At 58.2% G+C, this 24235-nt stretch carries 27 protein-coding genes and 1 other RNA gene; 18 read left to right on the top strand and 10 right to left on the bottom strand.

Annotated features, from left to right (window positions below):
* Nucleotides 1-62 precede the first annotated feature (62 nt).
* Complete coding sequence (locus Z947_RS0113830; protein WP_025044885.1) at nucleotides 63-290, bottom strand: sulfurtransferase TusA family protein; 228 nt, start codon at nucleotides 288-290, stop codon at nucleotides 63-65.
* Between the two features lie 94 nt (nucleotides 291-384).
* Here Z947_RS0113830 and Z947_RS0113825 point away from each other — a divergent pair, with 94 nt between their 5' ends.
* The 5 genes from Z947_RS0113825 to Z947_RS22115 all read left to right on the top strand — a co-directional run bounded on the left by Z947_RS0113825 (nucleotide 385) and on the right by Z947_RS22115 (nucleotide 5046).
* On the top strand, nucleotides 385-1137 hold the full coding sequence (locus Z947_RS0113825; protein WP_025044884.1) for a cytochrome c biogenesis CcdA family protein: 753 nt from the start codon (nucleotides 385-387) through the stop codon (nucleotides 1135-1137).
* A 65-nt stretch (nucleotides 1138-1202) separates the two neighbouring features.
* Entirely contained in the window at nucleotides 1203-2465 is a 1263-nt protein-coding gene (locus Z947_RS0113820; RefSeq protein WP_025044883.1) for a hypothetical protein, read from the top strand.
* Nucleotides 2462-3814 (top strand): cytochrome P450, encoded by a 1353-nt coding sequence (locus Z947_RS0113815; RefSeq protein WP_025044882.1) that lies wholly within the window; start codon nucleotides 2462-2464, stop codon nucleotides 3812-3814. Before Z947_RS0113820 ends, Z947_RS0113815 begins: the two co-directional genes overlap by 4 nt.
* Before the next feature lie 72 nt (nucleotides 3815-3886).
* The gene (locus Z947_RS0113810) at nucleotides 3887-4780 is read left to right on the top strand and encodes a fructose bisphosphate aldolase (RefSeq protein WP_025044881.1); all 894 of its coding nucleotides are present in this window, start codon (nucleotides 3887-3889) and stop codon (nucleotides 4778-4780) included.
* Nucleotides 4781-4854: 74 nt separating this feature from the next.
* Nucleotides 4855-5046 carry a hypothetical protein gene (locus tag Z947_RS22115; RefSeq protein WP_156026660.1) on the top strand — a complete coding sequence of 64 codons (192 nt, stop codon included), beginning with the start codon at nucleotides 4855-4857 and terminating at the stop codon, nucleotides 5044-5046.
* Nucleotides 5047-5069: 23 nt separating this feature from the next.
* On the opposite strand, the gene Z947_RS0113800 is transcribed toward Z947_RS22115, so the two are convergent.
* The 9 genes from Z947_RS0113800 to Z947_RS0113765 all read right to left on the bottom strand — a co-directional run bounded on the left by Z947_RS0113800 (nucleotide 5070) and on the right by Z947_RS0113765 (nucleotide 11449).
* Nucleotides 5070-5303, bottom strand: a complete 234-nt coding sequence (locus Z947_RS0113800) for a ribbon-helix-helix domain-containing protein (protein ID WP_025044879.1) — start codon at nucleotides 5301-5303, stop codon at nucleotides 5070-5072.
* Nucleotides 5300-5476, bottom strand: coding sequence for a DUF4169 family protein (locus Z947_RS0113795; protein ID WP_025044878.1), 177 nt, complete (start codon nucleotides 5474-5476; stop codon nucleotides 5300-5302). The genes Z947_RS0113800 and Z947_RS0113795 overlap by 4 nt, the downstream gene beginning before the upstream one ends.
* A gap of 9 nt (nucleotides 5477-5485) precedes the next feature.
* Nucleotides 5486-6877, bottom strand: a complete 1392-nt coding sequence (gene fumC, locus Z947_RS0113790) for a class II fumarate hydratase (RefSeq protein WP_025044877.1) — start codon at nucleotides 6875-6877, stop codon at nucleotides 5486-5488.
* A gap of 112 nt (nucleotides 6878-6989) precedes the next feature.
* Nucleotides 6990-7472: an SspB family protein gene (locus Z947_RS0113785; RefSeq protein ID WP_025044876.1), complete on the bottom strand. Its 483-nt coding sequence runs from the start codon at nucleotides 7470-7472 to the stop codon at nucleotides 6990-6992.
* Between the two features lie 72 nt (nucleotides 7473-7544).
* Complete coding sequence (gene chrA, locus Z947_RS0113780; RefSeq protein WP_025044875.1) at nucleotides 7545-8792, bottom strand: chromate efflux transporter; 1248 nt, start codon at nucleotides 8790-8792, stop codon at nucleotides 7545-7547.
* Entirely contained in the window at nucleotides 8789-9601 is an 813-nt protein-coding gene (locus Z947_RS0113775) for a chromate resistance protein ChrB domain-containing protein (protein WP_025044874.1), read from the bottom strand. The genes chrA and Z947_RS0113775 overlap by 4 nt, the downstream gene beginning before the upstream one ends.
* A gap of 115 nt (nucleotides 9602-9716) precedes the next feature.
* Nucleotides 9717-10184, bottom strand: coding sequence for a CIA30 family protein (locus tag Z947_RS0113770; protein WP_025044873.1), 468 nt, complete (start codon nucleotides 10182-10184; stop codon nucleotides 9717-9719).
* A gap of 170 nt (nucleotides 10185-10354) precedes the next feature.
* Nucleotides 10355-10702, bottom strand: a transfer-messenger RNA (tmRNA) gene (gene ssrA / locus Z947_RS21895).
* 6 nt (nucleotides 10703-10708) lie between these two features.
* The gene (locus Z947_RS0113765; RefSeq protein WP_025044872.1) at nucleotides 10709-11449 is read right to left on the bottom strand and encodes a FadR/GntR family transcriptional regulator; all 741 of its coding nucleotides are present in this window, start codon (nucleotides 11447-11449) and stop codon (nucleotides 10709-10711) included.
* A 78-nt stretch (nucleotides 11450-11527) separates the two neighbouring features.
* Between Z947_RS0113765 and Z947_RS0113760 the strand changes: the two genes are divergently transcribed.
* The 13 genes from Z947_RS0113760 to Z947_RS0113700 all read left to right on the top strand — a co-directional run bounded on the left by Z947_RS0113760 (nucleotide 11528) and on the right by Z947_RS0113700 (nucleotide 24219).
* Nucleotides 11528-12325, top strand: coding sequence for a DUF2182 domain-containing protein (locus tag Z947_RS0113760; RefSeq protein ID WP_025044871.1), 798 nt, complete (start codon nucleotides 11528-11530; stop codon nucleotides 12323-12325).
* A gap of 1 nt (nucleotide 12326) precedes the next feature.
* Nucleotides 12327-13034 carry a DUF1326 domain-containing protein gene (locus tag Z947_RS0113755; protein ID WP_025044870.1) on the top strand — a complete coding sequence of 236 codons (708 nt, stop codon included), beginning with the start codon at nucleotides 12327-12329 and terminating at the stop codon, nucleotides 13032-13034.
* Complete coding sequence (locus Z947_RS0113750) at nucleotides 13031-13540, top strand: DinB family protein (RefSeq protein ID WP_025044869.1); 510 nt, start codon at nucleotides 13031-13033, stop codon at nucleotides 13538-13540. Before Z947_RS0113755 ends, Z947_RS0113750 begins: the two co-directional genes overlap by 4 nt.
* Complete coding sequence (locus Z947_RS0113745) at nucleotides 13540-14643, top strand: dimethylsulfoniopropionate demethylase (RefSeq protein WP_025044868.1); 1104 nt, start codon at nucleotides 13540-13542, stop codon at nucleotides 14641-14643. Before Z947_RS0113750 ends, Z947_RS0113745 begins: the two co-directional genes overlap by 1 nt.
* A gap of 103 nt (nucleotides 14644-14746) precedes the next feature.
* Nucleotides 14747-15730 (top strand): acryloyl-CoA reductase, encoded by a 984-nt coding sequence (gene acuI, locus Z947_RS0113740; protein ID WP_025044867.1) that lies wholly within the window; start codon nucleotides 14747-14749, stop codon nucleotides 15728-15730.
* Nucleotides 15727-16230 (top strand): hypothetical protein, encoded by a 504-nt coding sequence (locus Z947_RS0113735; RefSeq protein ID WP_037938934.1) that lies wholly within the window; start codon nucleotides 15727-15729, stop codon nucleotides 16228-16230. Before acuI ends, Z947_RS0113735 begins: the two co-directional genes overlap by 4 nt.
* A 26-nt stretch (nucleotides 16231-16256) precedes the next feature.
* Entirely contained in the window at nucleotides 16257-16682 is a 426-nt protein-coding gene (locus Z947_RS0113730) for an HIT family protein (RefSeq protein WP_025044865.1), read from the top strand.
* A 194-nt stretch (nucleotides 16683-16876) separates the two neighbouring features.
* On the top strand, nucleotides 16877-18523 hold the full coding sequence (locus Z947_RS0113725) for a BCCT family transporter (RefSeq protein WP_025044864.1): 1647 nt from the start codon (nucleotides 16877-16879) through the stop codon (nucleotides 18521-18523).
* A 97-nt stretch (nucleotides 18524-18620) separates the two neighbouring features.
* Nucleotides 18621-19853 carry an aminotransferase class V-fold PLP-dependent enzyme gene (locus Z947_RS0113720; protein WP_037939556.1) on the top strand — a complete coding sequence of 411 codons (1233 nt, stop codon included), beginning with the start codon at nucleotides 18621-18623 and terminating at the stop codon, nucleotides 19851-19853.
* Nucleotides 19854-19920: 67 nt separating this feature from the next.
* Complete coding sequence (locus tag Z947_RS0113715; RefSeq protein ID WP_025044862.1) at nucleotides 19921-21345, top strand: cryptochrome/photolyase family protein; 1425 nt, start codon at nucleotides 19921-19923, stop codon at nucleotides 21343-21345.
* Between the two features lie 59 nt (nucleotides 21346-21404).
* Nucleotides 21405-22616: an SAM-dependent methyltransferase gene (locus Z947_RS0113710; RefSeq protein WP_025044861.1), complete on the top strand. Its 1212-nt coding sequence runs from the start codon at nucleotides 21405-21407 to the stop codon at nucleotides 22614-22616.
* 24 nt (nucleotides 22617-22640) lie between these two features.
* Nucleotides 22641-23081 (top strand): TrgA family protein, encoded by a 441-nt coding sequence (locus Z947_RS0113705; RefSeq protein WP_025044860.1) that lies wholly within the window; start codon nucleotides 22641-22643, stop codon nucleotides 23079-23081.
* Between the two features lie 4 nt (nucleotides 23082-23085).
* Entirely contained in the window at nucleotides 23086-24219 is a 1134-nt protein-coding gene (locus tag Z947_RS0113700; protein WP_025044859.1) for an NUDIX domain-containing protein, read from the top strand.
* Nucleotides 24220-24235: the final 16 nt, after the last annotated feature.

Here is a 24235-nt window from a genome sequence, read left to right as displayed (position 1 = left end):
CCCATGTGGCCTGCCTTTATGGTTTGTGTCTGGTTATGGTTTTTGTTTGGAAGACGGGGCCGTTAACCGGCTTTGCGCACCAGATAGACCTGCACCGCACCCTCCTCGCGCGTTTCAACCAGCAGATGGCCGGATTCGGCGCAGAAATGGGGCACGTCGATGATGGCTGCGGGGTCATCCGCGCGCATTGTAATCTGTGCGCCGGGCTTCAACGCTGCCAATCGTTTGCGCAGTTTCAACACGGGGAGGGGGCACAGCAGGCCCGTGGCATCAAGGTCATGTGTTTCCATGCCCCGCGCAGTACGCCAGATGTTACACCGCGTCCACAGTCTTGTGACCATTGGCCGCGTGACGCCGCCCTGCATCCCCGCTAAGGGTGAGGGCATGTTTGGTATTGAACTCATTGATGCGGGCCTGCTGCCTGCTATGTTGATCGCCCTGATCGCGGGTGTTGTCAGCTTTCTCAGCCCCTGTGTTTTGCCCATCGTGCCGCCCTATCTGGCCTATATGAGCGGGGTTTCCCTGAATGATATGTCCACGCAGGACGCGGGCCGGCGCAAGGCGGTGATCGCCGCGTTGTTCTTTGTCATGGGGCTCAGCACGGTGTTCTTGATCCTTGGGTTTACGGCTTCGGCCTTCGGGGCGTTTTTCCTGCAAAATCAGGTGCTCTTTGCACAAGTGTCCGGTGTGGTGATCATTGTTTTCGGCCTGCATTTCCTTGGGCTGTTCCGCATCCCTTTCCTTGATCAAGAGGCCCGTCTGGATGCCGGTGACAAAGGTGGTTCCAGCTTTGGCGCTTATGTGCTTGGGCTTGCCTTTGCCTTTGGCTGGACGCCCTGCATTGGTCCGCAACTGGGGGCGATCCTGTCCTTGGCCGCTTCCGAGGCATCTTTGGCCAAAGGGACATTGTTGCTTGGCGTTTATGCCGCGGGTCTTGGTATTCCATTCCTGCTGGCCGCAATGTTCATTACCCGCGCCATGGGGGTGATGAACCGCCTGAAACGCCACATGAAAACCATTGAACGGGTGATGGGGGGGTTGCTGGTGGTCGTCGGGATCATGATGGTGACCGGTGCCTTTACCACCTTGGCCTTCTGGTTGCTTGATACCTTTCCGGCGCTTGGATTGTTGGGGTAATTCGGCACCGTCAAAGCCTTACCCTTGTCCAAATTCGCGGCTAGGGTATGGGCAAAGAGGGCGCTATGGGCAAGACATCAACAGATCGCGTGAAACAGCGCCGGGTGTTTTACATCCCGGGCTATGATCCGATTCACCCGCGCCGCTACCGCGAGTTGTACCGCAGCGAAAGCGCAGCGCAGGCGGCTATTTCTGGTTATGAGATCGGGTTAACGGCAAAACCGGCTGGCGAAAACTACGGCTGGTCTGTGGATGCGGTTATCGATGCGGCACCGGTGCATTGCGATGTCGAAGTCCTTGTCTGGTCCGACATCGTGCGCGACAGCATGAGCACGTCTATCCCTGCGACCTACCTACAGCTGCTCCGCACGGCTTGGATCTATATCGGGTCCGGTGCCCTGTGGCGGTTGATGAAGCTGCGCAAAGGGCCAGTGATCGCGGCGCTTTATCCGGTGGGGATGTTGCTTTTGCAGCTGGCGCTGGCTGTGATGTTGGGCTGGGCCATCGGGCAACTGGCGGGATATATTACAGCGCTGGCTGTGGGGTTGGTGACAGGGCCAGAGGATGCCGCCCTAGGCGGGACCGCAGTGGCAGCTTCCGTTGGATTGATCAGCGGTGTCGCCCTGCTGCGCTGGTTCAAAAAGCTGGACGGCAAGTTTTACGCCTATTACCTGATGCATGATTACTCTTATTCAGCCTCGTCCAAAGGGGCCAATCCGCCAGAGTTGGACGCGCGGATTGCGGTATTCACCGAGACCATCGCAACCGCCCTGCAAAGCGACGCGGACGAAGTTCTGGTCGTTGGCCATTCTTCCGGCGCGCATCTGGGGGTGTCGATTCTTGCGGACCTGATCCGTCAGGGCAGGGTGCCTGCTAGCGGTCCATCGCTGTCTTTTCTGTCTTTGGGACAGGTCGTACCGATGGTGTCTTTCCTGTCTGATGCTCATCGCTTGCGCGCTGATCTGCGTTATCTTTCTGCACGGGATGAAGTGACATGGGTGGATGTGACCGCCCCCGGGGACGGGTGTTCATTTGCTCTTTGTGATCCGGTTTCCGTCTCCGGTGTTGCTCCGACGGACAAGAAATGGCCATTGGTGTTTTCAGCGGCTTTCACCCAGACGCTTAGCCCGAAGCGTTGGAAAGAACTGCGTTGGCGGTTTTTCCGGCTGCATTTTCAATATCTTTGCGCTTTTGACCGGCCCAAGGATTACGACTATTTTCAGATCACAGCCGGTCCTATGACGCTGGCGGATCGCTATGCAGATCGTCCGCCGAGCAAATCGCGCATCGACCGCGCGGTCAGCAAATACACGTCGATTGCCGCATGAGTTTGCCACCCAAACCGCCCAGCCGACCGCGCAAAGTGTCGCTTTGGCGATATGCCAAACTGTTTCGCGCCGACATTCTGTCCGCCCAGCCTGCGCGCCTTTATCGGGCGTGGATGGCGGAATTCAAAACGCCGTTTTTCCGCAGCTATCTGATCAACCAGCCGGCATTGATCAAAACAGTTCTGAAAGATCGCCCCGATGATTTCCCCAAGTCACAAAGGGTCAGTGAAGGGCTGCGCCCGCTGCTGGGCACGGGCGTGTTTGTGAGCAATGGCGAAACCTGGAAACGCCAGCGCCGTATCATTGATCCCGCATTCGAGGGCGGGCGTCTGCGGGAGGTATTTCCCGCCATGTGGGCGGCGGCCGAAGCCGCAGCGGCACGGATCGAACCGCGCGTTGGCGAGGATTTGGAGATTGAGGCAGTGACCAGTCATGTGGCCGCCGATGTGATTTGTCGCACGCTGTTTTCCATCCCCATAGAACATCACATCGCGCGGGCGGTGTTTGATGAATTCCGCGTCTATCAGCGCTCGCAGCCCCTGCTGAACCTCGCTGCCTTCATTCCGCTGCCGCGCTGGATGCCACGGTTTTTCCGCCGTGGAACCAAAGCAAGCGCCGATAAAATCCGCGCTTTGATCACCGAACTGACCCATCAACGCACGCAAGATATAACAGCGGGCACCGCGCCCGACGATCTGGCCTCCAAGATCATGACCACGGCAGATCCGGTCACAGGGGCCTGTTTTGACGAAAGCGAAATGGTTGATCAGGTCGCAATCTTTTTTCTGGCGGGGCATGAAACCAGCGCTTCGGCCCTGGCTTGGGCCCTGTATTTGCTCGCGACCCATCCTGAATGGCAGGACCGTGTCGCGGCGGAAGCGCAGGCGCTGGAAAATTGCGATTTCAATGTGATGTCTAAGCTGCGGCTCAGCCGAGATGTTTTTCGCGAAACGCTGCGCCTTTATCCGCCGGTGCCGATGATGGTGCGCGAGGCATCTTGCCCCGAACGGTTTCGGGACCGCGATGTGGGGAAGGGATCGCAAATTGTGCTCAGCCCGTGGCATCTGCACCGCCACGAACGGCTGTGGGACAATCCTGACGGCTTTGATCCGGCGCGATGGCAGACCGAAAATGGCAAGCAATGCAGCCGCGAGGCCTATATTCCCTTCTCGGCTGGTGCGCGGGTGTGCACGGGGGCCGGGTTCGCTATGGTCGAGGGGCCCTTGATTCTGTCGCGCATTTTGCGGGATTTCCGCGTGGTTGCTGACCCTGCGCGTGTGCCGGTGCCCTTGGCGCATCTGACCGTGCGGTCGGACAAGGGCATCTGGTTGCGGCTGGAACGGCGGTAGGTTCTATCATCCGTCGCCGGTTTGGATTAGACACGCCTGAAAGCGGAATCAAAATCACGGGGATCACCAGCCATGGCACTTAACGCAGCACAAAAAGCGCAGATGGAAAGCGGCAAGGGTTTTATTGCAGCGCTCGACCAGTCCGGCGGGTCCACCCCCAAGGCGCTGAGCCTTTATGGCGTTGAGCCAAGCGATTACAACGGTGACGCAGAGATGTTTCAAGCGATGCACGACATGCGTGCGCGTATCATTCTGGCGGATGCGTTTACCTCTGAAAAAGTGATCGGTGCGATCCTGTTCGAACGCACCATGGACGGGGAAATCAACGGCAAGCCGGTGGCGCAATTGCTATGGGAAGATCGCGGTGTTGTGCCGTTTCTCAAAATTGACAAAGGTTTGGAAGACGAAGCCAATGGTGTGCAGGTGCTGAAACCTATGCCCGAGCTGGACGGATTGCTGTCGCGCGCCGCGCAGGCGGGCATTTTCGGCACCAAGGAACGTTCGGTTATCCACGCGGCTGACGAGGCGGGGATCGAAGCGGTCGTGGCCCAACAGTTCGACGTGGCGCGGCAGGTTTGCGCCGCCGGACTTGTGCCGATCATCGAGCCTGAGGTGAACATCCAGTCGCAGACCAAGGCAGAAGCAGAAGAGATGCTGGCCAGCGCCCTGATGCGTCACGTCGAGACATTGACGGCGGACGAAATTGTCATGCTCAAACTGACCTTGCCGGAAAAGGCAGGCATTTATGACGCGCTGGCGGATCATGCCAATGTGCTGCGGGTCGTGGCGTTGTCGGGGGGCTATTCAACGGACGAGGCCTGCGCACGATTGGGGCGGAACACCAAGATGATCGCCAGCTTTTCACGCGCCTTGACCGAAGGGTTGAACGTGAAAATGACGGATGACGGTTTCAACGCGGCCTTGGGCGCGAATATCGGCAAGATTTTCGACGCATCGGTCGCCTAACAAAACGGAAACTTTCAAAGTTTCCGACCGTTTTCTTTGAAAGAAAACGATCACAGGATTGCGCGGACAGGTTCGTGATTACAGAAAATCACGATCTGTCCGGCATTCTCGATGGCGCGAAAACCTCGCCTGCGCAGCGCGCCCTTGAATTCTTTCATGCCAAGATTGCGTTCGATGTCGCGCTTTTTTTGTCGAACGACACTGCCGGTCGCAGCCGCGCGCGCGCTGAAAAGGTCAATTATCCATTCTTGGGTGGTCAGAGGTGAGGACAGGCAGTGCATCCTCGCCCCTATTCGCCGTTTGGTAAACGATCCTTTAACGCGCGGAGCACAAACAGCCGGATGGCAGAGGCAAGCCCCATTTCCATGCCGCGCGCTTCGTCGATTTGCGCCACCAGCGCATTGATCGGCATGTCCATTTCGTCAGCCAGATCGCGAAACTCGTTCCAGAATTCATCCTCAAGCGACACCGACGTGCGATGTCCCTTAAGGGTGACGGAATGTTTGACAGGGCGCCCGCTCATGTTTCGCGTTTATGCCCGTCCAGAAGGCGCGCGTCTTTTTCGGCGCGCGCCTTCAGTTCGTCTTTTGTCGCCTTGGTCTGTCCAAATCGCACAGCATTTTCATCCGCGCGGGCCTTGCGGGAGGCGCGGGTGCGCTCCTTTCGGGCTTTGTTCAGGTTGATCGGCGTGCTCATGAAACGATCCTATTTGGGGCCGATCATGTCTTCGGGCCGCACCACACGGTCAAAGGTTTCCGCGTCGACAAATCCCAGCGCGATTGCTTCTTCTTTCAGGGTTGTGCCGTTCTTATGCGCGGTCTTGGCGACCTTGGTGGCGTTGTCATAGCCGATTGTCGGGGCCAGTGCTGTCACCAGCATCAGGCTTTCTTTCATCAGCTTTTCGATCCGCGGCTCATTGGCCAGCGTGCCGACGACCATGTTGTCGGTGAAACTGCCCGCAGCATCGCCAAGCAGTTGCATGGATTGCAACACGTTGTAGCTCATCATCGGGTTGTAGACGTTCAGCTCAAAGTGACCTTGCGATCCGGCAAAACCGACGGCGGCGTCATTGCCCATGACGTGGGCACATACCATCGTCAGCGCTTCGGCCTGCGTCGGGTTCACCTTGCCCGGCATGATCGAGCTGCCCGGCTCGTTCTCCGGCAGGATCAATTCGCCCAGACCAGAGCGCGGTCCGGACCCCAGAAGGCGCATGTCGTTGGCAATCTTGAACATGGATGCCGCAACAGTCTTCAGCGCGCCCGAGAACATGACCATCGCGTCATGGGCGGCCAATGCTTCGAACTTGTTGGGGGCGGTGACAAAGGGCAGGTCGGTGATTGCCGCGATCTCGGCTGCGACTTTCTCGGCAAAGCCCTTGCGGGTGTTCAGGCCGGTGCCCACGGCTGTGCCGCCTTGGGCCAGCTCGTAAATATCGGGCAGGCAAGCTTCGACACGCGCAATGCCTTTGGCCATCTGGTGGGCATAGCCGCCAAACTCCTGACCCAGTGTCAGCGGTGTCGCATCCTGCGTATGGGTGCGGCCAATCTTGATGATGTCTTTGAATTCATCCGATTTGGCTACCAATGCATCGTGCAGCTTGCGCAGGCCGGGCAGCAGCGTGTCGCGCGCGACCATGCCGATGGCCACGTGCATGGCCGTCGGGAAAGTATCGTTCGAAGACTGGCCCATATTGCAATGGTCGTTGGGGTGGACAGGCGATTTCGATCCCATCACACCGCCCAAGATCTCGATCGCGCGGTTCGAAATCACCTCGTTCGAGTTCATATTGGACTGGGTACCGGACCCTGTCTGCCAGACGACCAATGGAAAGTTGTCATCGAATTTGCCGTCGATCACTTCCTGCGCGGCTTCTTTGATTGCGGGGGCCAGTTCAGCATCCAGATCACCGAAACCAAGGTTTACTTCGGCGCAGGCCTTTTTGATCACGCCCAAGGCGCGGATGATCGCAACGGGCTGACGTTCCCAACCGATGGGGAAATTGATGATCGAGCGCTGGGTCTGTGCGCCCCAATATTTGTCGGAAGGAACTTCCAACGGGCCAAAACTATCGGTTTCTGTACGGGTATCCGCCATGCTGGGGCTCCTGATCTTGCCTTTTTACGTTCCCGGTGGGGTGTAACGCCGACCTTGGGTCAGCGCAATCGGGCGACAGCAGGAAAGCCTGTCCATTTATAGAAAGAGCCCGCTATTTGCGGAAAGAATCAAGTGAGACGATTTCAGCGTCCTTGCTTTTCGCCTCTTTCGGAGTGTCCGGGACATCCGGCTGTGGCTCTAGCTCCAGATCCTGCGTTTCGGATTTATCCGCATCTTCGTTCTCTTGCTGCTCGAAGCGCAGTCCAAATTCGACGGAGGGGTCCACGAATGTGCGGATGGCATCATAAGGGATATAAAGCGGCTCTGGCGCATCGCCGAAGTTCAGGGTGATCGAAAACCCTTCTTCGGTGACGTCCAGCCCGTCATACCAATGCTGCATCACCACTGTCATTTCACCGGGATAGCGATCGGACAACCAGTCGGCCAGTTCGGCGTCGGGGTGGGATGTATCGAAGGTGATAAAAAAATGATGCTCGCCGGGCAAACCACGGTCTGCCACGTCCAACAACACTTTGCGGATCAGGCCCCGCATCGCGTCATGCATCAGGTTGCCATAGTCAATCTCGCGGCTCATTGGTTCCTCGAAGCGTCCCTTAGTTACCGGTACCATACTTCTTTTGCGAGCAAGGGAAAGGGGGGTCTGGCGTCAAACCGCAGCAATGACCAAAGCACTTGCCGCGCAAACGAACATCGCCGTGACAAAACCGCGATGCAGGGCCAGCATCAAGATGCCCGCCAAAAGCGTCAAGGCAGCGGCGGCAGGGTTAAAACTGTGCAGCTCGGGCAGGGGCATGGCGGCGAGGGCTTCGGGCTGGACGCGATCAAACAGCACATGCAGTGCGAACCACAGCGAAAGATTGGCGATAACCCCGACCACGGCTGCGGTAATCGCCTGCAAAGCGCCGGCAAGGCGGGGCTGCGCCGAGATGCGTTCGAGATAAGGGCCGGCGAGGAATATCCATAAAAAGCAAGGGGTAAAGGTGACCCAAAGTGCAAGGACTCCGGCGGCGATCGCGCCTGATATGCCGGTTTGCGCAAATCCTGCCAGAAGGGCCACAAATTCGGTGACCAGTATCAGCGGCCCCGGTGTGGTTTCAGCGAGGCCCAATGCATCGATCATCTGGGCGGTGGTGATCCAGCCGAAATCCTGCACCACGGTCTGGGTCATATAGGCCAGCACAGCGTAAGCGCCGCCAAATGTCACCACCGCAAGCTTTGAAAAGAACAGACCCAGCTGCAATAGAAACGCCTGATCCAATGCCCAAAGCACGGCCAGCGGCGTGACCCACAATACGCCCCAAAGCGCCAGTGTTCTCAGGCTGCGGGCTGCGCGGGGCGGCGAAGGGTCCATATCCCCGACAGGTCCGGTATGCGCAAACATCCCCCATAAGCCGGCCGCCAGAATGATCAGGGGAAAGGGCAGCCCCAGCACAAACAACGCCAGAAAGGATAAACCTGCCAGTGCCCAGCCCTGTTTGCCGTGCAGGGCCTTGCCTGCGACTTTCCGCAGCGCCTGAAACACCACGATGATCACAGCTGCCTTGATCCCCAGAAACGCGGCCTGCACCAGCGGCAACCCGCCGTAATAAGCGTATCCCAGCGCCAGAACCGCGATGAGCAATGCACCGGGGACAACGAACAAAAGCCCCGCCAGAATACCACCGGCTGTCCCACGCAAGCGCCAGCCGGCATAGGTTGCCAGCTGCATGGCTTCGGGGCCGGGCAAGAGCATGCACAAGGAGAGGGCGCGCAAATAGGCCGGCTCGGACAGCCAGTCGCGCGTTTCTACCAATTCGCGGTGCATCAGCGCGATTTGCGCCGCCGGACCGCCAAAGGACAACAGCCCGATCCGGCCAACGACACGGGTCATCTGTGACCAGCTTGGTGTGCTCATGCTTTACCACCCGGCCAGTCATGGCCTTCCCCTTGCCCGTCGCGCGCCCAGCGATAGAGCGCGTCATATAATGCCATGCCCGCGCCAAGCTGCGCCAGATCATCCTTGTACTGGCGCGACAGGCCAACAGAAAGCGCCAGCAGACCGGCCGCTTGGGGGGCGGCGTCATGGGTATTGGTGTCCGCCGCGCGCACAATGGTGGCAAGCCGGTCCAACGGCGCAGTGTGCAATGCGAATTCGTCCAGCATGGTGTCAAAGGTGCATCTGTCGTCGCGGTGGGACCAGAACGTCTCTTCGACATCAAAGGGCGTCGCGCCAAAGCGGTCGGCCACGCCCATCACTTCGGCGGGGGAGACAAACAGGACCTCGGCCTCCGGGTCGACAAACCGGCGGATCAGCCAAGGGCAGGCGATGCGGTCAATCTTGGGCCGGTGGCGGGTCACCCAAAGGGTGCGGCCCGCGACTTTCGCAGGCAAAGCGCTTGCAGGAATGCGCGGTGCTTGCGGATGGTCGCGCCATGCGTAATTCCCGCCGCCAAGGTATTCGGATTTTAACCCCCGATTGCGCAGCATCGCGCTAAACCCTTGCGACAGTTTGATGCCCTGCTGGCAGGTGACAATGCTGGGTCGCCCGGCAAGTTTTGCGACCAGACCGTCGATATCCGTGTGCGGATGGCGAAAGAAACCGGGGATCAGGAAAGGATCATCGGCAAAATCGGGGTCAATCGAAATATCGACCAGAACAGGCGCATCGGGTAGCCCGATCAGGCGCAGCAACTGGGATACGGTGATTTCATTCGGGGCAGCCATGGCATGCATCCTTTTGATGGAGACATGCGAACCTCTGGCCAAAGCCTCACGGGGCGTTCGCGGTAAAACCCCATGCCAACAACCTGCCGGTGCAGGGGCAGATAGTCAAGTATGCTTAATACAGGCGCACAGCACGGACGGCGATATCCGCTTCAAATTCCCGCCCGATGGCAAGGATTCCGATGCGGCGCAGGCGGGAGGGGTCAAATGGGATGTCCGTGCGGTGCGGTGTGATGTCCGCGAAGGGAATGCGCAGGATTTGCCATTCCGGTTTCGTCATGAAGTCGGTGCGATAGGAATGCCACGGTTTATCAAGCTCGTCCGTGCGCAGCCGCAGATCATAGGCTTCATTGCGGCCGTAGACCTCGAACGCGATGCCGCTAAACGCCGTGGCGTCCAGAGCCGCGCCGTTCCCTGCGACGTCAAAAGCCATCTGTACAAAGCCGCCGTTGTTCTCAAGCGACACCTTGCCCGTGAGCCGTGTCGCACTGCGCCCGTCGATTACGACGGTTTCAATGCGGCCGGTGGACACGCCGCCCATCACGGTGTCTGTGACGCATTCCCAATCGGGGGTCAGCTTCATCTCGGTGTCCTTTGGCTGGGCCGGTGTCGCATCAGATGCGCAGCAGCGGGGCGATTGACAGGGTCAGCCAAATAGATAGCACGCACCGGATGTCTGCCAAGTCAAAGCGAAATGTAAGGGGGGAAAGTGCAGGTTTCTGTTGCCAGCTACCTGTGGATATTCAGGGAAAAGGTGTCGGATTCTGTTGCCAGGCTCCGACAGGCCCCGCCTTAGGTCGCTAAACCCAAGGAGTTAAGTTTCAATAGCTGAAACTGCTTACGCAGCCATCGCCATTGGAGCACGATTGTCATTTGCAATTGTACAGTTTGGGCCGATACGGTGGCACCCAGCCGAAACAAAGCTAACTTCTTTAGGCGTTCGTCGATCCTATTTCGACCCCATGATCCCCAAATGAAGGATGTTTGGTGGAGTCGCCGGGTACCGCCCCCGGGTCCGATCCGATTATTACAAGCGCGTTTATGTCCATAGTCCCGAAGGACAAGTTAGATATAGGGCAGGCTGTGCGCCTTATCAATGGGGGAGGATCAGAGTTTTTCGCGCGACTTTGCGCGTTTCGCCATGACATCATGGCCCAGATGCAGGGTATAGCTTTCCAGATCGCACAGGGCGGTGTCGGCGGCCTTGGCATCGCGGGCCTCAAGCGCATCCGCGACGCGCGTGTGCAGCGCGACGATTTCCACCCGCGACCGGGCCGTAAAAGTGATCATGTTCATTAAGGGCTGCATGGCTTCGACCGCACCGGCAAGTTGATAGGACATCACAGGATTGCCCGCGCCATCCACAAGTGCGCGGTGAAAAGCTACGTCCGATGCACAAAAGGCTTCGTCGGTCAGGCCCGGTTGGGACTGGCGGTGACACTCGGCGCGCATGGTTGCAAGGTGATCGGCGCTGCGGCGTAGGGCCGACAAGGGCGCACAGGCGCGTTCCAGCGCATAGCGGGCCTCGCAAGCAGTTTCAAAGCTGACCGCGTTCATCGACAACAAGAGGGTCGAGGTGGTGATCTGCTGGGTGTAGGCTTCCTCAAAGCTGATCCTGTTGACAAACGCACCGCCCGTCGCCCCGCGTTGCGTGCGGATAAGCGATTGTGCTGCAAGCCTTTTTAACGCCTCGCGCACCGTCGGTCGGGACACATTGAACTGCTCGGAAAGTTCTGCTTCCGAAGGTAGGCGTTGATCGACAATCAAATCCCCCGACACAATCGCGTCGCGAATGGCGCTGGCGATCTGGGCCGACAGGTCAGCGGGATTTTGCGGATCTATTTTCATATGTCTTACATTTATTGTTTGCGGGGTTTTTAATTGTCTGACATTAAAAAGGCAAGGAGACGAGTCGAGGGGGGATCCATGACAGCCGCGCTACGCACATCACTTTGGCTGGGCTTTTTTGCGCTGATCCTTGCGTCGTGGGCGTTGATGTATCTGATGGCGATGGACATGGACGTCGACCTGCTGGGCCGCCCCGGCGAGATGGGCGAGCGGATGCGGATGATGGATCCGCGCATGCCTATGTATATGCCGATGGCCAATTTCGGACCACTGTTCGTCATGTGGGGCGCGATGATGGCGGCGATGATGTTGCCGACCATGGTGCCGACCTTGCGCGCATATGAGGACCTGATGGTCAGCGCAAATGGCACGCGGGCAGGGTGGCTGGGCGTGATCCTTGGATATTTCGCGGTCTGGCTGGTCTTTGCGGCGCTGATCGCGGCGGTTCAACTGGCGCTGCTGTTCGGCGGTGTGGTTGATATGCTGGGCATTGCCAAATCGCGTTGGTTTGCGGCCGGATTGCTGCTGGCGGTAGGGCTGTTCCAGTTCACCCGCACCAAAGAAATTTGCCACGGCGTGTGCCACTCGCCAGCGATATATTTTCTGGGCCATTGGCGCACGGGTTTTGGCGGCGGGTTACGCATGGGGCTGGGCCTTGGCGTATTTTGCGTCGGCTGCTGCTGGGGCTTCATGGCGCTGGGGTTCGCGGGCGGCGTGATGAACCTTGCTTGGATGGGCATCGCGACCCTGTTCATGGTGGTGGAAAAGCTGCCGCAAATCGGACATTATATTACGAAACCAATGGGTTTTGCCTTGATCCTCGGCGCTGTTGCCGTGGCAGCATGGCCCCAGATTCAAACCGTAACCGGAGGATAATATGGCTGTTAAGAAAAGACCTGATGCGGACCGTTTGCCGATCTCGCAGCGTATTGATCAACGCATGCCCAACCCCGGACGGCGCGACAGCAACCCGACCGATTGGGCGATCAAGGGCGAATTGTTTCTGAACTGTTCGTGCGAAATGTTCTGCCCCTGCGTGGTATCGCTGGGCGCGCATCCGCCCACCGAAGGCCACTGCCACGCGTGGATGGCGATTGCCATTGACGAGGGCCATTACGAGGGCGAGGACCTGAGTGGCCTCAACGTGGGTTTGCTAGTCGACATTCCGGGCCGCATGGGCGAGGGTAACTGGAAGGTTGCCGCCTATGTAGATGAACGCGCCAGCGGCAAGGCTTATAACGGTATCTTGCAGATTTTCAGTGGCGCGGCAGGCGGTACAACCGGGCTGTTCACAATGCTGGTTTCCGAAATCATCGGCGCGGAGCGTGCACCGGTTGAGATCATCCGTGATGGCACCAAACGTTCGATCCAGATTGGCCGAAAAATTCAGGGCGAGATCGAAATGCTGGCGGGTAAATCGCCTGACCATCCGGTGATGATTTCGAATTCGAAGTACTGGATGGGGCCCGACATCATTGCCGCAACGGGTCTGAAAAGCCGGGTGCGTGACTATGGCCGTGTCTGGGACTTTGGCGGTAAATCGGCCGAGATTTGTCCGATCGACTGGAAAGGCCCACGTCCATGATCGACAAGAGCTATGTTCTGATGATGGCGCGCTATAATGCGTGGCAAAACAATCAGATCATGGATTTTGTTAATGTGATGGATGAAGATGAGCTGTTGCACGACCACAAAGCGTTCTTTGGCTCGATCATGGGAACCCTGAACCATTTGTTGTGGGGGGATACCCTTTGGATGAGCCGGTTTTGCAGCGATGTCGACGCGCCTGATGTGCCCGGCTCGCAAAGCACAACCTGCACGGAGTCTTTGGGCGAATGGCAGGCGGAGCGGTTCCGTATGGACGGTCGGATGCGCATTTGGGCGCAGACCTTGTCCAACATAGATCTGGCTGGCGATTTGGTGTGGACCTACACCGCGACAGGACAGGACATACGGCAGGCCAAAGCGCTTTGCGTGACCCATATGTTCAACCACCAGACCCATCACCGCGGTCAGGTGCATGCCATGCTCACGGCATCGGGGCGCAAAGCACCGACAAGTGATCTTTGCTTCATGCCGGAGGACGCGTGATGGCGCTGATTTCCCCGTCACGACGGTTGCGGCGTACGCCTTTTTCCGAGGGCGTCGAAGCCGCAGGCGTCAAAGCCTATACCATCTATAACCACATGCTACTGCCCACCGTTTTTCGCAGTGTCGAGGAAGATTACCACCATCTGAAAGAAGCGGTTCAGGTTTGGGACGTTTCCTGTGAACGGCAGGTCGAGTTGCGCGGGCCGGACGCGGCGCGCTTGATGCAGATGCTGACACCGCGCGATTTGCGCGGGATGCTGGCGGGGCGGTGTTTTTATGTGCCGATCGTGGATGAAACCGGCGGAATGCTGAACGATCCCGTGGCGGTCAAGCTGGCAGAGGACCGCTGGTGGATTTCGATCGCCGACAGTGATCTGCTGTATTGGGTCAAGGGCATCGCCAACGGATATCGGCTGGATGTTCTGGTGGATGAACCTGACGTCAGCCCGCTGGCCGTGCAAGGGCCAAAGGCGGATGAGCTGATGGCGCGGGTCTTTGGCGATGCGGTACGCGATATCCGTTTTTTCCGCTTTGGCTGGTTTGAATTTCAGGGCCGGTCGCTGGTGGTGGCGCGCTCTGGCTATTCCAAACAGGGCGGGTTCGAGATTTATGTCGAAGGGTCGGATATCGGCATGCCGCTGTGGCATGCCTTGATGGAAGCGGGGCGCGATCTGGACGTGCATGCGGGCTGTCCCAACGGGATCGAGCGGGTCGAGGGCGGTTTGCTGTCCTACGGCAACGACATGAACGACGACAACACGCCACATGAATGTGGTTTGGGACGGTTTTGCGACACGCAAACGGCGATTGGCTGTATGGGGCGGGATGCCCTGTTGCGCGTCGCCAAGGAAGGACCAATCCAGCAAATCCGCGCGATCGAGATTGCGGGCGACAAGGTGCCTGGATGTGATCGGGTCTGGCCCGTGATGGCCGGGGACAAACGTGTGGGCCAGGTGACCTCGGCTGCGTGGTCGCCGGATTTCAAAACAAATGTTGCGATTGGCATGGTGCGGATGACCCACTGGGATGACCGCACTGCGGTGCAAGTTGCGACGCCCGAGGGGCGGCGTGATGCTGTGGTTTATGAAAAATTCTGGGTTTAACGCGCGATTGAAAGCTTGCGCACTGCGGTGGCTCTGCCGCCGCAGCACCGGAGTTTAGAAGCAAGATGAAATTGGGCCGAGCGCCCTTCAAAAGGAGAAGACGATGTTTAATGCGCTGGTTGTGAATAAGGATGATGAGGGAAAGACCTCTGCTGCGGTTACGGAAATGTCGCTGGATCAGCTTCCGGCGGGGGATGTGACCGTTGCTGTCGAATACTCCACGGTGAACTATAAAGACGGATTGTGCATCGGGCCGGGGGGCGGCTTGGTGCGCAATTACCCGCATATTCCGGGCATTGATTTCGCCGGTACAGTCGAGGCATCCGATGATCCGCGGTACAAGGCGGGCGATAAGGTTGTGCTGACCGGCTGGCGCGTGGGCGAAGCGCATTGGGGCGGGTATTCCCAAAAAGCGCGGGTCAAGGCCGACTGGCTGGTGCCGCTGCCGGCGGGGCTGGATACGCGTCAGGCGATGGCGGTCGGCACGGCGGGCTTTACCGCGATGCTATCGGTGATGGCGCTGGAAGATCACGGCATCAAAAGCGGTCCGGTGCTGGTGACCGGTGCCGCGGGTGGTGTCGGGTCGGTGGCGACGGCAATTCTGGCGCATCTTGGCCATGAGGTCGCTGGTGTGACAGGGCGCCCCGAGACGGCGGATTATTTGAAATCGCTCGGGGCCAGCCAGATTGTCGCGCGCGAAGAGCTTAACGAAACTGTGAAACGTCCGCTGGAAGGCGAGACATGGGGCGGTTGTGTGGATGCGGTTGGCGGCGAAATGCTGGCGCGGGTATTGGGCCAGATGCAATATGGCGCGAGCGTTGCGGCGGTTGGTCTGGCCGGTGGCGCGGGTCTGCCTGCAACAGTGATCCCGTTTCTGCTGCGCGGTGTGAACCTGCTGGGGATCGACAGTGTGATGCAGCCTTATGACAACCGGTTGCGCGCTTGGGAGCGGATCGCAAAGGACCTGCCTATGGACAAGCTGGAGGCCATGGTGCGCCCTGCGACCCTGTCCGATCTGCCCGGTCTTGGGGCTGATATCCTCAAGGGGCAGGTACAGGGACGTGTTGTCGTTGATGTGAACGCATGAGGGTAACGCCCTGCGACGTGCCAAAGGGCGCGTTGATGTGCGTCTATGTGGCGCGCACAGGGGCTTACACCGACTGCTTTGAGGTCAATCATGCGGCGAAGGTGGATTTATCCGCCTTCGTCACGGCCTTTTACACCACGTGGCTGTTCCGGATGGAGCGGGCGGTGTTGCGCGTCGTGTTGCGCAAGCCGATCCGCGACAGTGATGTTGCGGCGCTTGCGCAGGGGCGCAGCGATGCGTTTGCGGCATGGACCGTCGAAGCGCGCGGCGATGGGGAAATCCTGTTATGCGATATTGCGGGGGCAACGCGGTCCTATCTTGCGGTTGAACCGCAGGAGGACGGCACAACGCGGCTGCTGTTCGGGTCCGCCGTTGTCGGGCGTGGCACCGGGAAAATGCCCTTGGTGATCCGCCTGACAACTCCCTTGCATCGCTTCTATTCCAAAGCCTTGTTGCGACTGGCCGCAGGCAAGCTTGAGGTCGCGGCCGCGAGCGCCTAGAACATCAGTCAACAAGGGAGCACCGCATGTCCGACACCTATGACGACCAGAATATCTTTGCCAAAATCCTGCGCGGGGAAATCCCCAGTTTCAAGGTCTACGAAGACGATGAAACCTTGTGTTTCATGGATATTATGCCGCGAACGGAGGGGCATTGTCTGGTGATCCCCAAGACCCCTTGCCGCAATATTCTGGACGCCACGCCCGCGCAATTGGCCGCCTGTATGAAAACGGTCAATAAGGTCGCGAATGCGGCGAAAACCGCCTTTGCGGCGGATGGTGTTACCTTGTTCCAATTCAGCGAAGCGGCGGGCGGTCAGGAGGTGTTTCACTTGCATTTTCACATTCACCCGCGTCATGACGGGGTTGCGATCCGCCCGCCCGGTACGATGGGCGATATGGATGTGATCAAAGCGAATGCCGCGCGGATCACGGCGGCGCTTTCCGCCTAAGCGGCTGAAAAAATTACGTTTCTGGACGAATTCCAAGCGCGATTCCTTGCGCGTTTTGTTGCGTTGTTTGGGCTTTCCACGGCGTTAAACCCGTAAAACGAGAAACTGCTTTGCTTCTGGTGGGGGGCATGATCTGCTTAGGGCAGATGCAGCAGAGACATCGATAAACTTCTATATATAAAAAGGATATCTCTATGACAGATACCTCGAACGATCAGGGGATACCCGCGCCAGAGGGCGCTGCGGATATCATTGATACCAGTTACGAAATCGGACAGGACAACGTCGACGGCTCCTTCGGGTCGTTGGGTTTTGACATCCACAATCCGGTTTTTGCTATTTCGGCGGCGGCAATTGTCGCCTTCGTTTTCTATACGCTGGCTTTGCCTGAGCAGGCGGCAAGCGTGTTTTCAGCGATGTTTTCCTTTACCACCACGAACTTTGACTGGTTCCTGATCGGCGCGGCCGATCTGGTGGTGATTTTTACGCTTTTGTTGATTGTCACGCCTTTCGGGTCCGTGCGTCTGGGCGGAGCGGATGCGGCACCGGATTACACCTATCTGGGGTGGTTCGCGATGCTGTTTGCCGCCGGCATGGGCATCGGTCTGATGTTTTACGGCGTTTCCGAACCGCTGACCCATTTTTCGACCGCTTTCGGTGAAACGACCGCCGGTGAAAACGGTTTGCGCACGGATTGGGCACCTTTGGGCGCTGCAACGGGCGATGAGCCGGGGTCTGTGCGCCTTGGCATGGCGGCGACGATTTACCATTGGGGTCTGCACCCTTGGGCGATCTATGCCACGGTGGCGCTGGCGCTGGCCTTGTTTACCTATAACAAGGGTCTGCCGCTGACGATCCGCTCTGCGTTTTATCCGCTGCTCGGGGAACGTATCTGGGGCTGGCCCGGTCACGTGATCGACATCATCGCGGTCTTTGCCACGCTGTTCGGTCTGGCGACATCGCTGGGATTCGGCGCGACACAGGCGAATGCCGGTTTGAACGAATTGTTCGGCGTACCGATTGGCAAAACCACCGAAGTTGTGCTGATTTCGGTCATCACTGCCGTGGCTTTGATCTCTGTGATGCGCGGCCTTGATGGTGGCGTTAAGGTCCTTTCGGAAATCAATATGGGGCTTGCGGGTGTGCTGGCGCTGTTCACATTGATCGTTGGACCGACGGCGTTTCTCTTCGCCTTCTTCTGGGACAGCTTGAAAGCCTACGTCGAATATCTGCCGGCTCTGGCGAACCCGTTCGGGCGCGAGGACGTGAACTTTTCCCAAGGCTGGACGGCGTTTTACTGGGCGTGGTGGATCAGCTGGTCGCCTTTCGTTGGTATGTTCATTGCCCGTGTCAGCCGTGGCCGCACGGTGCGTGAATTCGTCATCTGTGTACTGTTGATCCCGTCTATGGTCTGCATCATTTGGATGTCGATCTTTGGCGGCACGGCGATCCATCAGGTGCTTGCGGACGGGTTTACCGGTGCGCAGGATGCGGGCCTGCCGTTGCAATTGTTCAAAATGCTGGGTGAATTGCCATTGGCCTCGGTCACATCCTTTATCGGGATCGTGCTGGTCATTGTGTTCTTTGTCACTTCATCGGATTCCGGCAGCCTTGTGATTGATACCATCACGGCGGGCGGCAAGATCGACGCGCCCCTGCCGCAGCGGGTGTTCTGGTGCATTTTTGAAGGGGCCGTGGCGATTGCCCTGTTGCTGGGCGGTGGTCTGGCGGCGTTGCAATCCATGGTGATCTCGACCGGATTGTTGTTCACGGTGGTGTTGTTGCTCATGTGCTATTGCATCTTCCGCGGCCTGCAAAGCGAGCGTGCCGAAACCAAATAGCCCTGCGTGATCATTTGACCCAAGGAAAGCCCCGGTGCCACCGCGCATCGGGGCTTTTGCATTTGACCTGCCGCACTTTTCGAGTGACCGTGCAGGCATGACAAAACATATACTTGATACCGCATGGGTCCGCGCCCAGTTTCCCGCCTTCGCCGAGCCTTCCTTGCAGGGGCAGGCGTTTTTTGAAAACGCCGGTGGCTCTTATACCTGCCAGCCGGTGATCGACCGGTTGTTTCGATTTTACACCCAGCGCAAGGTGCAACCCTATGCGGATTACGAGGCAAGCCGCCTCGGGGGCGCGGAAATGGACGAGGCGCGCGCACGCATGGCCGCGATCCTCGGGGTGGCCACGGACGAGTTGAGCTTTGGGCCATCTACTACGCAAAACACCTATGTTCTGGCGCAGGCCTTTGGCCAGATGTTGCAACAGGGTGAAGCCATCGTCGTGACCAATCAGGATCATGAGGCCAACACCGGCCCCTGGCGGCGATTGGCTGAACGCGGCATTGAAATCCGCGAATGGTGCGTTGATCCGGAAACGGGGGCGTTGAACCCTGACGATCTGGAAAACCTGCTGGATGAAAACGTGCGCCTTGTGTGTTTCCCGCATTGTTCTAACGTGGTCGGACAGATCAATCCGGTTGTTGAAATCACGGCGCTTGCGCATGCTGCCGGGGCATTTGTTTGTGTGGACGGCGTATCTTACGCGCCGCACGGTTTTGCCGATGTCGGGGCGCTGGGGCCTGATATCTATCTGTTTTCGGCTTATAAGACCTTTGGCCCGCATCAGGGCTTAATGGTGATCCGCCGCCCCTTGGGCGAGCTTTTGCCCAATCAAGGCCATGTGTTTAACGGCGACAGCCTGTACAAACGGTTTACGCCTGCCGGACCGGATCATGCGCAGGTTGCGGCCTGTGCGGGCATGGCCGATTACATCGATGCCGTCTATGCGCACCACTTTGACGCAGAGGTGTCACCGGCTGCGCGCGGCACGGCGGTGCATGATCTGATGCGCGCCCATGAAACCACGCTGCTGCAACCGTTGCTTGACGCTGTGGCGACGCGCAATTCGGTGCGCCTGATTGGACCGTCTGATGCTGCGGGGCGCGCGCCCACTGTGGCCCTTGCGTTGAACCGCCCCGGTGAAGAGGTCGCCGCAGAACTGGCGCAGCACGGGATCATGGCGGGGGGCGGTGATTTTTATGCAGGTCGGGCGCTGTCGGCCATGGGGGTTGATATGGACAAAGGCGTTTTGCGCCTGAGTTTCACGCATTACACCAGTGAATCCGAAATAGATCAGTTATTGTCTGCGTTGGACGCTGTTTTGTGAAACCATTCTCTTGACTAAAACGTGCCTGAGCTAACTCCTTTAGGAACAAGGGCAAAGTAGCGCGGACATGACAGACAAGACACCCATACTGATGTGGTTTCGCCGCGATCTGCGGCTCAGCGACCACGCGGCATTGACAGCGGCATGCGAAAGCGGACGACCCGTGATCCCCGTTTTTATCCACGACCCATTGGTCGCGGAGCTGGGGGCGGCGCCGAAATGGCGTCTGGGTCTTGGGATTGGCGCATTGGCGGACAGTTTAAACGGAGGCGAAAGCCGGTTGATCCTGCGGCGTGGCGAGGATGCCCTTACCGTCTTGCAAGAGCTTGTCACCCAGACGGGGGCCCGCAGTGTGTACTGGACGCGGCTGTACGATCCGGCCAGCGTGTCACGTGACAAGAAGATCAAGGAAACGCTTAAAGATCAGGGCATTGAGGCGCGTTCTTTCGGCGGGAGCCTGATGTTCGAACCCTGGAGTGTCGAGACCAAGACCGGCGGCTACTACAAGGTCTACACGCCGTTCTGGAACAGCGTCAAAACAACGGGCGTTGACACACCGCGGCCGGCACCCAAAGTCATTCCCGCGCCGCAAGACTGGCCAGAGAGTGACAAACTGGACGACTGGAATATGGGCGCTGCGATGAACCGCGGTGCCGACGTCGTCCGCCCCTTTGTGCAACTTGGGGAACAGGCCGCACAGGACCGTTTGGCCGGTTTCATCGCGGATATCGTGGCGGGTTACAAAGACACACGTGATCTGCCGGGGGTGGATGGCACGTCGAACCTGTCTGAAAATCTGGCGCTTGGCGAAATCAGCCCCCATCAATGTTGGCAGGCAGGTGAACGCGCGCTGGAAGAAGGTAAACAAGGCGCTGAGACTTTTCTGAAAGAACTGGTCTGGCGCGAATTTGCCTATCATCTGATGCACCACACACCGCATATGCTGGACAGCAACTGGCGCGAGGAATGGGAAGCTTTCCCATGGCGGACCGATCCTGATAGCGACGAAGTTATTGCGTGGAAACAAAGCCGTACCGGCATTCCTTTTGTCGACGCTGCCATGCGCGAACTATATGTGACTGGCCGGATGCACAATCGCGGACGGATGATCGTCGCCAGCTATCTGACCAAACACCTGATGACCGATTGGCGGATCGGGCAGGCATGGTTTGAGGAAACCTTGATTGACTGGGATCCCGCCAGCAATGCCATGGGGTGGCAATGGACAGCAGGGTCGGGACCGGATGCGTCACCCTATTTTCGCGTGTTCAACCCCGAAACCCAGCTAGATAAATTCGACCGCGACCGCGCTTATGTCTCGCGCTGGATCGCAGAAGAGCGCGGGAAACCACACAGCGACGCGCTTGCATTTTTCGACGCGATACCGCGCAGCTGGAAATTATCGCCCGACTGCGTGTATCCTGACCCTGTCGTGACCCCAGCCGACGGGCGCAAACGCGCCTTGGATGCCTATGAAAACAGGGGCTTTTGATCGTGATGGCTGAACAAATACAAGGGGGAAAACCCCGCACCATACCACAGGGAGTGGACATGATTTTAACCAGTACAGACGGGCAGACAAATCTGCCGCGTTATTTTTCCCGCGTTTTCGGCATGGCGCAGTCAATGCGCAACGGGCGCGTGGATTTTGTGCTGCCCGATGGCCGCATTTTCCGCGCGGAAGGAGCTAACCCGGGGTTTGTGGCAGAATTGCATGTGCACAGCACTGATCTGTTCGCCCGTCTGATACGCGAGGGCGATTTAGGCTTTTGTGACGCCTATCTTGACGGGGATTGGTCCACGCCCGATCTGCAAGCTTTCATGGATCTGGTGCATCACGGAAATGAAAACATGTATGACGGGTTTCCGGGCATGGGGCTGGTGCGCCGGTTTGAACAGCTGCGATTCTGGCTGCAGCGCAACTCCAAATCGCAGGCCCGCAAGAACATCAGCTATCACTATGATCTTGGGAATGATTTCTATGGGTTATGGCTGGATGACACGATGACTTATTCCTCGGCCTTGTTTGAACAGGACGCGCAGCATTCGCTGGAGGCGGCGCAAACCGCTAAGTACAAAAGTATGGTCGATCAAATGGGTGTGCAGGCCGGCGATCACGTGCTCGAAATCGGCTGCGGTTGGGGCGGATTTGCAGAATATGCGGCCAAGGAACGTGGCCTGAGGGTTACAGGGCTGACCATCAGTGAAGAGCAGTTTAAGTACGCTAAACAAAGAATTGAAAATGCAGGACTTTCCGACCTAGTTGATTTTAAACTTCAAGATTACCGTGACGAACGCGGTCACTACGATGGTATCGCCAGTATCGAAATGTTCGAAGCCGTTGGCGAAAAATACTGGCCGACATACTTCGAGGCGGTTCGCGAGCGGTTGAAACCGGGAAAAATGGCAACTTTGCAGATCATCACCGTCGATCACACCCGGTGGGATGTGTATAAACGTGGTGTCGATTTTATTCAAAAATATATATTTCCCGGTGGGATGCTGCCTTCTCCTAAAGTGTTACGTGAACAGATCGAGCGCGCAGGGCTGGTGGTCGATACCTCTATCGAATTTGGTAAAAGCTACGATATTACGCTGCGCTGCTGGCATGAGACCTTCAACGCGAAGTGGGACCAGATCAAGGCGTTGGGTTTTGATGACCGGTTTCGGCGGATGTGGAATTTTTACCTCACTTCCTGTGCTGCGACATTTGACAGTGGAAATTGTGACGTAACCCAGATTACGATACGCAAACCCGGCTGACGGGGATGTAACAGGAGCACGTTCATGCCCACCGCTGCGCGATTGATGGCTGCTTTTTGTGTGGCCATCACGGCATATTTCATCTCTTTGATGGTGATGCCGTTGATGCCGGAGAGCACGGATTTCGGGTACTTCATACCGGTTAACATCTGTATCGGTCTTGGGGTTGGATGGATTGCCATGGGGCGCAGAGCGGGCCGTGGTACCACAGCCGCAATCAACAACGGGCTCACGGGGATGTTTTTGCTGATGCTTTGGGGCATCGGTGTGCAGGCGATCAACGAAATGGTCCGCCTGGCCATGCGAAACCGCTACGATGGTCCGTTTGAGGCGGTTGTGGCGATCTTCAAGATTGGTGCCGAATACGCGGTAATTGTTGCGACGGTGCCGATCGGTCTTGGCCTGCTTGTGGGGACGGTCTTTTGCGGTTTGATGACAGAGTTTGCCGCGAACAGATGGCCCTAAGGTCATGAAAAACCTATTCTTCTATGGCACTTTGCGTCATCTTCCCCTGTTGGAGGTGGTGCTGGGGCGACCCGCCGGTGACATCGACACGGCCGATGCCGCGCTGGAGGGGTATCGCGTCAGTGCGGTGGCCGAAGGACCGTTTCCGATGATCGAAGAACAGGTCGGTGAAGTTGCGACGGGCGTATTGGTGCGCGGGTTAAGCGCGGAAGACATCGCGCGGCTGGATTTCTACGAGGGCAGTTTTGCCTATGATCTGGTGCCGGTGACCGTGGCAGACGGGCAGGCGGCGGAGGTTTATGTGCCCCAAGCGGGGCTATGGACGCCAAACGGCCCGTGGTCATTGCGCGATTGGGCGCAGCGGTCCGGCGAGATGAGCGTGATCGCGGCGCAGGAAGTGATGGGGTATCGTGGGACGCGGACCCGCGACGAGGTGGCGGAAATGTTTCCCGTCATTCGCGCGCGCGCCGATGCGCAGGTCCGCGCGGCGCGGTCTTTGCACAGTCAGGACAGTTTCACCGGCGAGATTGACGTGCAAAGGCGCACACGCAGCTATTCCAAATTCTATGCGTTGGACGATATCACATTGCGCCATGCGCGGTTCGACGGGGCGATGTCCGAAACGCTTGAACGGGCGGTGCTGATTGACGCGGATGCGGCAATTGTTCTGCCATATGATCCGGCGCGCGACCGTGTGTTGTTGGTAGAACAGGTGCGTATCGGGCCGCTTGCGCGCGGGGATCGTGCCATATGGCAGCTTGAACCGGTTGCTGGGCGGGTGGACCCGGGCGAAACGCCGGAACAGGCCGCGCGGCGCGAAGCGCGCGAAGAGGCAGGTTTGACCCTTGGCCCTTTGGAAAAGGTTGCCGAAGCTTACCCGAGCCCTGCCACGTCAACCGGGTTTTACTATGTTTATCTAGGACTTGCCGATCTGCCCGACGCGCAGGCCGGTACCGGCGGGCTGGACACCGAGCACGAAGACATCCGGTCGCATTTGATGTCGTTTGATGAATTGATGGCGCGGGTGGCGCGTTTTGATCTGGCGAATGCGCCCGTGGTGATGGCCGCTTATTATCTCGCGCATCACAGGGATCGCTTGAGGTCTGTGGGGCCGACAGATACACCTGAGGGGGAATAACGCTGCGCCGCAGCTG

The organism is Sulfitobacter geojensis (assembly GCF_000622325.1).
Lineage (GTDB): Bacteria > Pseudomonadota > Alphaproteobacteria > Rhodobacterales > Rhodobacteraceae > Sulfitobacter > Sulfitobacter geojensis.
This window is presented reverse-complemented; position numbering and strand designations above follow the sequence as displayed.

What these genes read in the sequence shown, in the direction of transcription:
- Z947_RS0113830 (WP_025044885.1), bottom strand. Translation starts at nt 290, where the DNA reads ATGGAAACACATGACCTTGATGCCACGGGCCTGCTGTGCCCCCTCCCC.
- Z947_RS0113825 (WP_025044884.1), top strand. Translation starts at nt 385, where the DNA reads ATGTTTGGTATTGAACTCATTGATGCGGGCCTGCTGCCTGCTATGTTG.
- Z947_RS0113820 (WP_025044883.1), top strand. Translation starts at nt 1,203, where the DNA reads ATGGGCAAGACATCAACAGATCGCGTGAAACAGCGCCGGGTGTTTTAC.
- Z947_RS0113815 (WP_025044882.1), top strand. Translation starts at nt 2,462, where the DNA reads ATGAGTTTGCCACCCAAACCGCCCAGCCGACCGCGCAAAGTGTCGCTT.
- Z947_RS0113810 (WP_025044881.1), top strand. Translation starts at nt 3,887, where the DNA reads ATGGCACTTAACGCAGCACAAAAAGCGCAGATGGAAAGCGGCAAGGGT.
- Z947_RS0113800 (WP_025044879.1), bottom strand. Translation starts at nt 5,303, where the DNA reads ATGAGCGGGCGCCCTGTCAAACATTCCGTCACCCTTAAGGGACATCGC.
- Z947_RS0113795 (WP_025044878.1), bottom strand. Translation starts at nt 5,476, where the DNA reads ATGAGCACGCCGATCAACCTGAACAAAGCCCGAAAGGAGCGCACCCGC.
- fumC (WP_025044877.1), bottom strand. Translation starts at nt 6,877, where the DNA reads ATGGCGGATACCCGTACAGAAACCGATAGTTTTGGCCCGTTGGAAGTT.
- Z947_RS0113785 (WP_025044876.1), bottom strand. Translation starts at nt 7,472, where the DNA reads ATGAGCCGCGAGATTGACTATGGCAACCTGATGCATGACGCGATGCGG.
- chrA (WP_025044875.1), bottom strand. Translation starts at nt 8,792, where the DNA reads ATGAGCACACCAAGCTGGTCACAGATGACCCGTGTCGTTGGCCGGATC.
- Z947_RS0113775 (WP_025044874.1), bottom strand. Translation starts at nt 9,601, where the DNA reads ATGGCTGCCCCGAATGAAATCACCGTATCCCAGTTGCTGCGCCTGATC.
- Z947_RS0113770 (WP_025044873.1), bottom strand. Translation starts at nt 10,184, where the DNA reads ATGAAGCTGACCCCCGATTGGGAATGCGTCACAGACACCGTGATGGGC.
- Z947_RS0113765 (WP_025044872.1), bottom strand. Translation starts at nt 11,449, where the DNA reads ATGAAAATAGATCCGCAAAATCCCGCTGACCTGTCGGCCCAGATCGCC.
- Z947_RS0113760 (WP_025044871.1), top strand. Translation starts at nt 11,528, where the DNA reads ATGACAGCCGCGCTACGCACATCACTTTGGCTGGGCTTTTTTGCGCTG.
- Z947_RS0113755 (WP_025044870.1), top strand. Translation starts at nt 12,327, where the DNA reads ATGGCTGTTAAGAAAAGACCTGATGCGGACCGTTTGCCGATCTCGCAG.
- Z947_RS0113750 (WP_025044869.1), top strand. Translation starts at nt 13,031, where the DNA reads ATGATCGACAAGAGCTATGTTCTGATGATGGCGCGCTATAATGCGTGG.
- Z947_RS0113745 (WP_025044868.1), top strand. Translation starts at nt 13,540, where the DNA reads ATGGCGCTGATTTCCCCGTCACGACGGTTGCGGCGTACGCCTTTTTCC.
- acuI (WP_025044867.1), top strand. Translation starts at nt 14,747, where the DNA reads ATGTTTAATGCGCTGGTTGTGAATAAGGATGATGAGGGAAAGACCTCT.
- Z947_RS0113735 (WP_037938934.1), top strand. Translation starts at nt 15,727, where the DNA reads ATGAGGGTAACGCCCTGCGACGTGCCAAAGGGCGCGTTGATGTGCGTC.
- Z947_RS0113730 (WP_025044865.1), top strand. Translation starts at nt 16,257, where the DNA reads ATGTCCGACACCTATGACGACCAGAATATCTTTGCCAAAATCCTGCGC.
- Z947_RS0113725 (WP_025044864.1), top strand. Translation starts at nt 16,877, where the DNA reads ATGACAGATACCTCGAACGATCAGGGGATACCCGCGCCAGAGGGCGCT.
- Z947_RS0113720 (WP_037939556.1), top strand. Translation starts at nt 18,621, where the DNA reads ATGACAAAACATATACTTGATACCGCATGGGTCCGCGCCCAGTTTCCC.
- Z947_RS0113715 (WP_025044862.1), top strand. Translation starts at nt 19,921, where the DNA reads ATGACAGACAAGACACCCATACTGATGTGGTTTCGCCGCGATCTGCGG.
- Z947_RS0113710 (WP_025044861.1), top strand. Translation starts at nt 21,405, where the DNA reads ATGATTTTAACCAGTACAGACGGGCAGACAAATCTGCCGCGTTATTTT.
- Z947_RS0113705 (WP_025044860.1), top strand. Translation starts at nt 22,641, where the DNA reads ATGCCCACCGCTGCGCGATTGATGGCTGCTTTTTGTGTGGCCATCACG.
- Z947_RS0113700 (WP_025044859.1), top strand. Translation starts at nt 23,086, where the DNA reads ATGAAAAACCTATTCTTCTATGGCACTTTGCGTCATCTTCCCCTGTTG.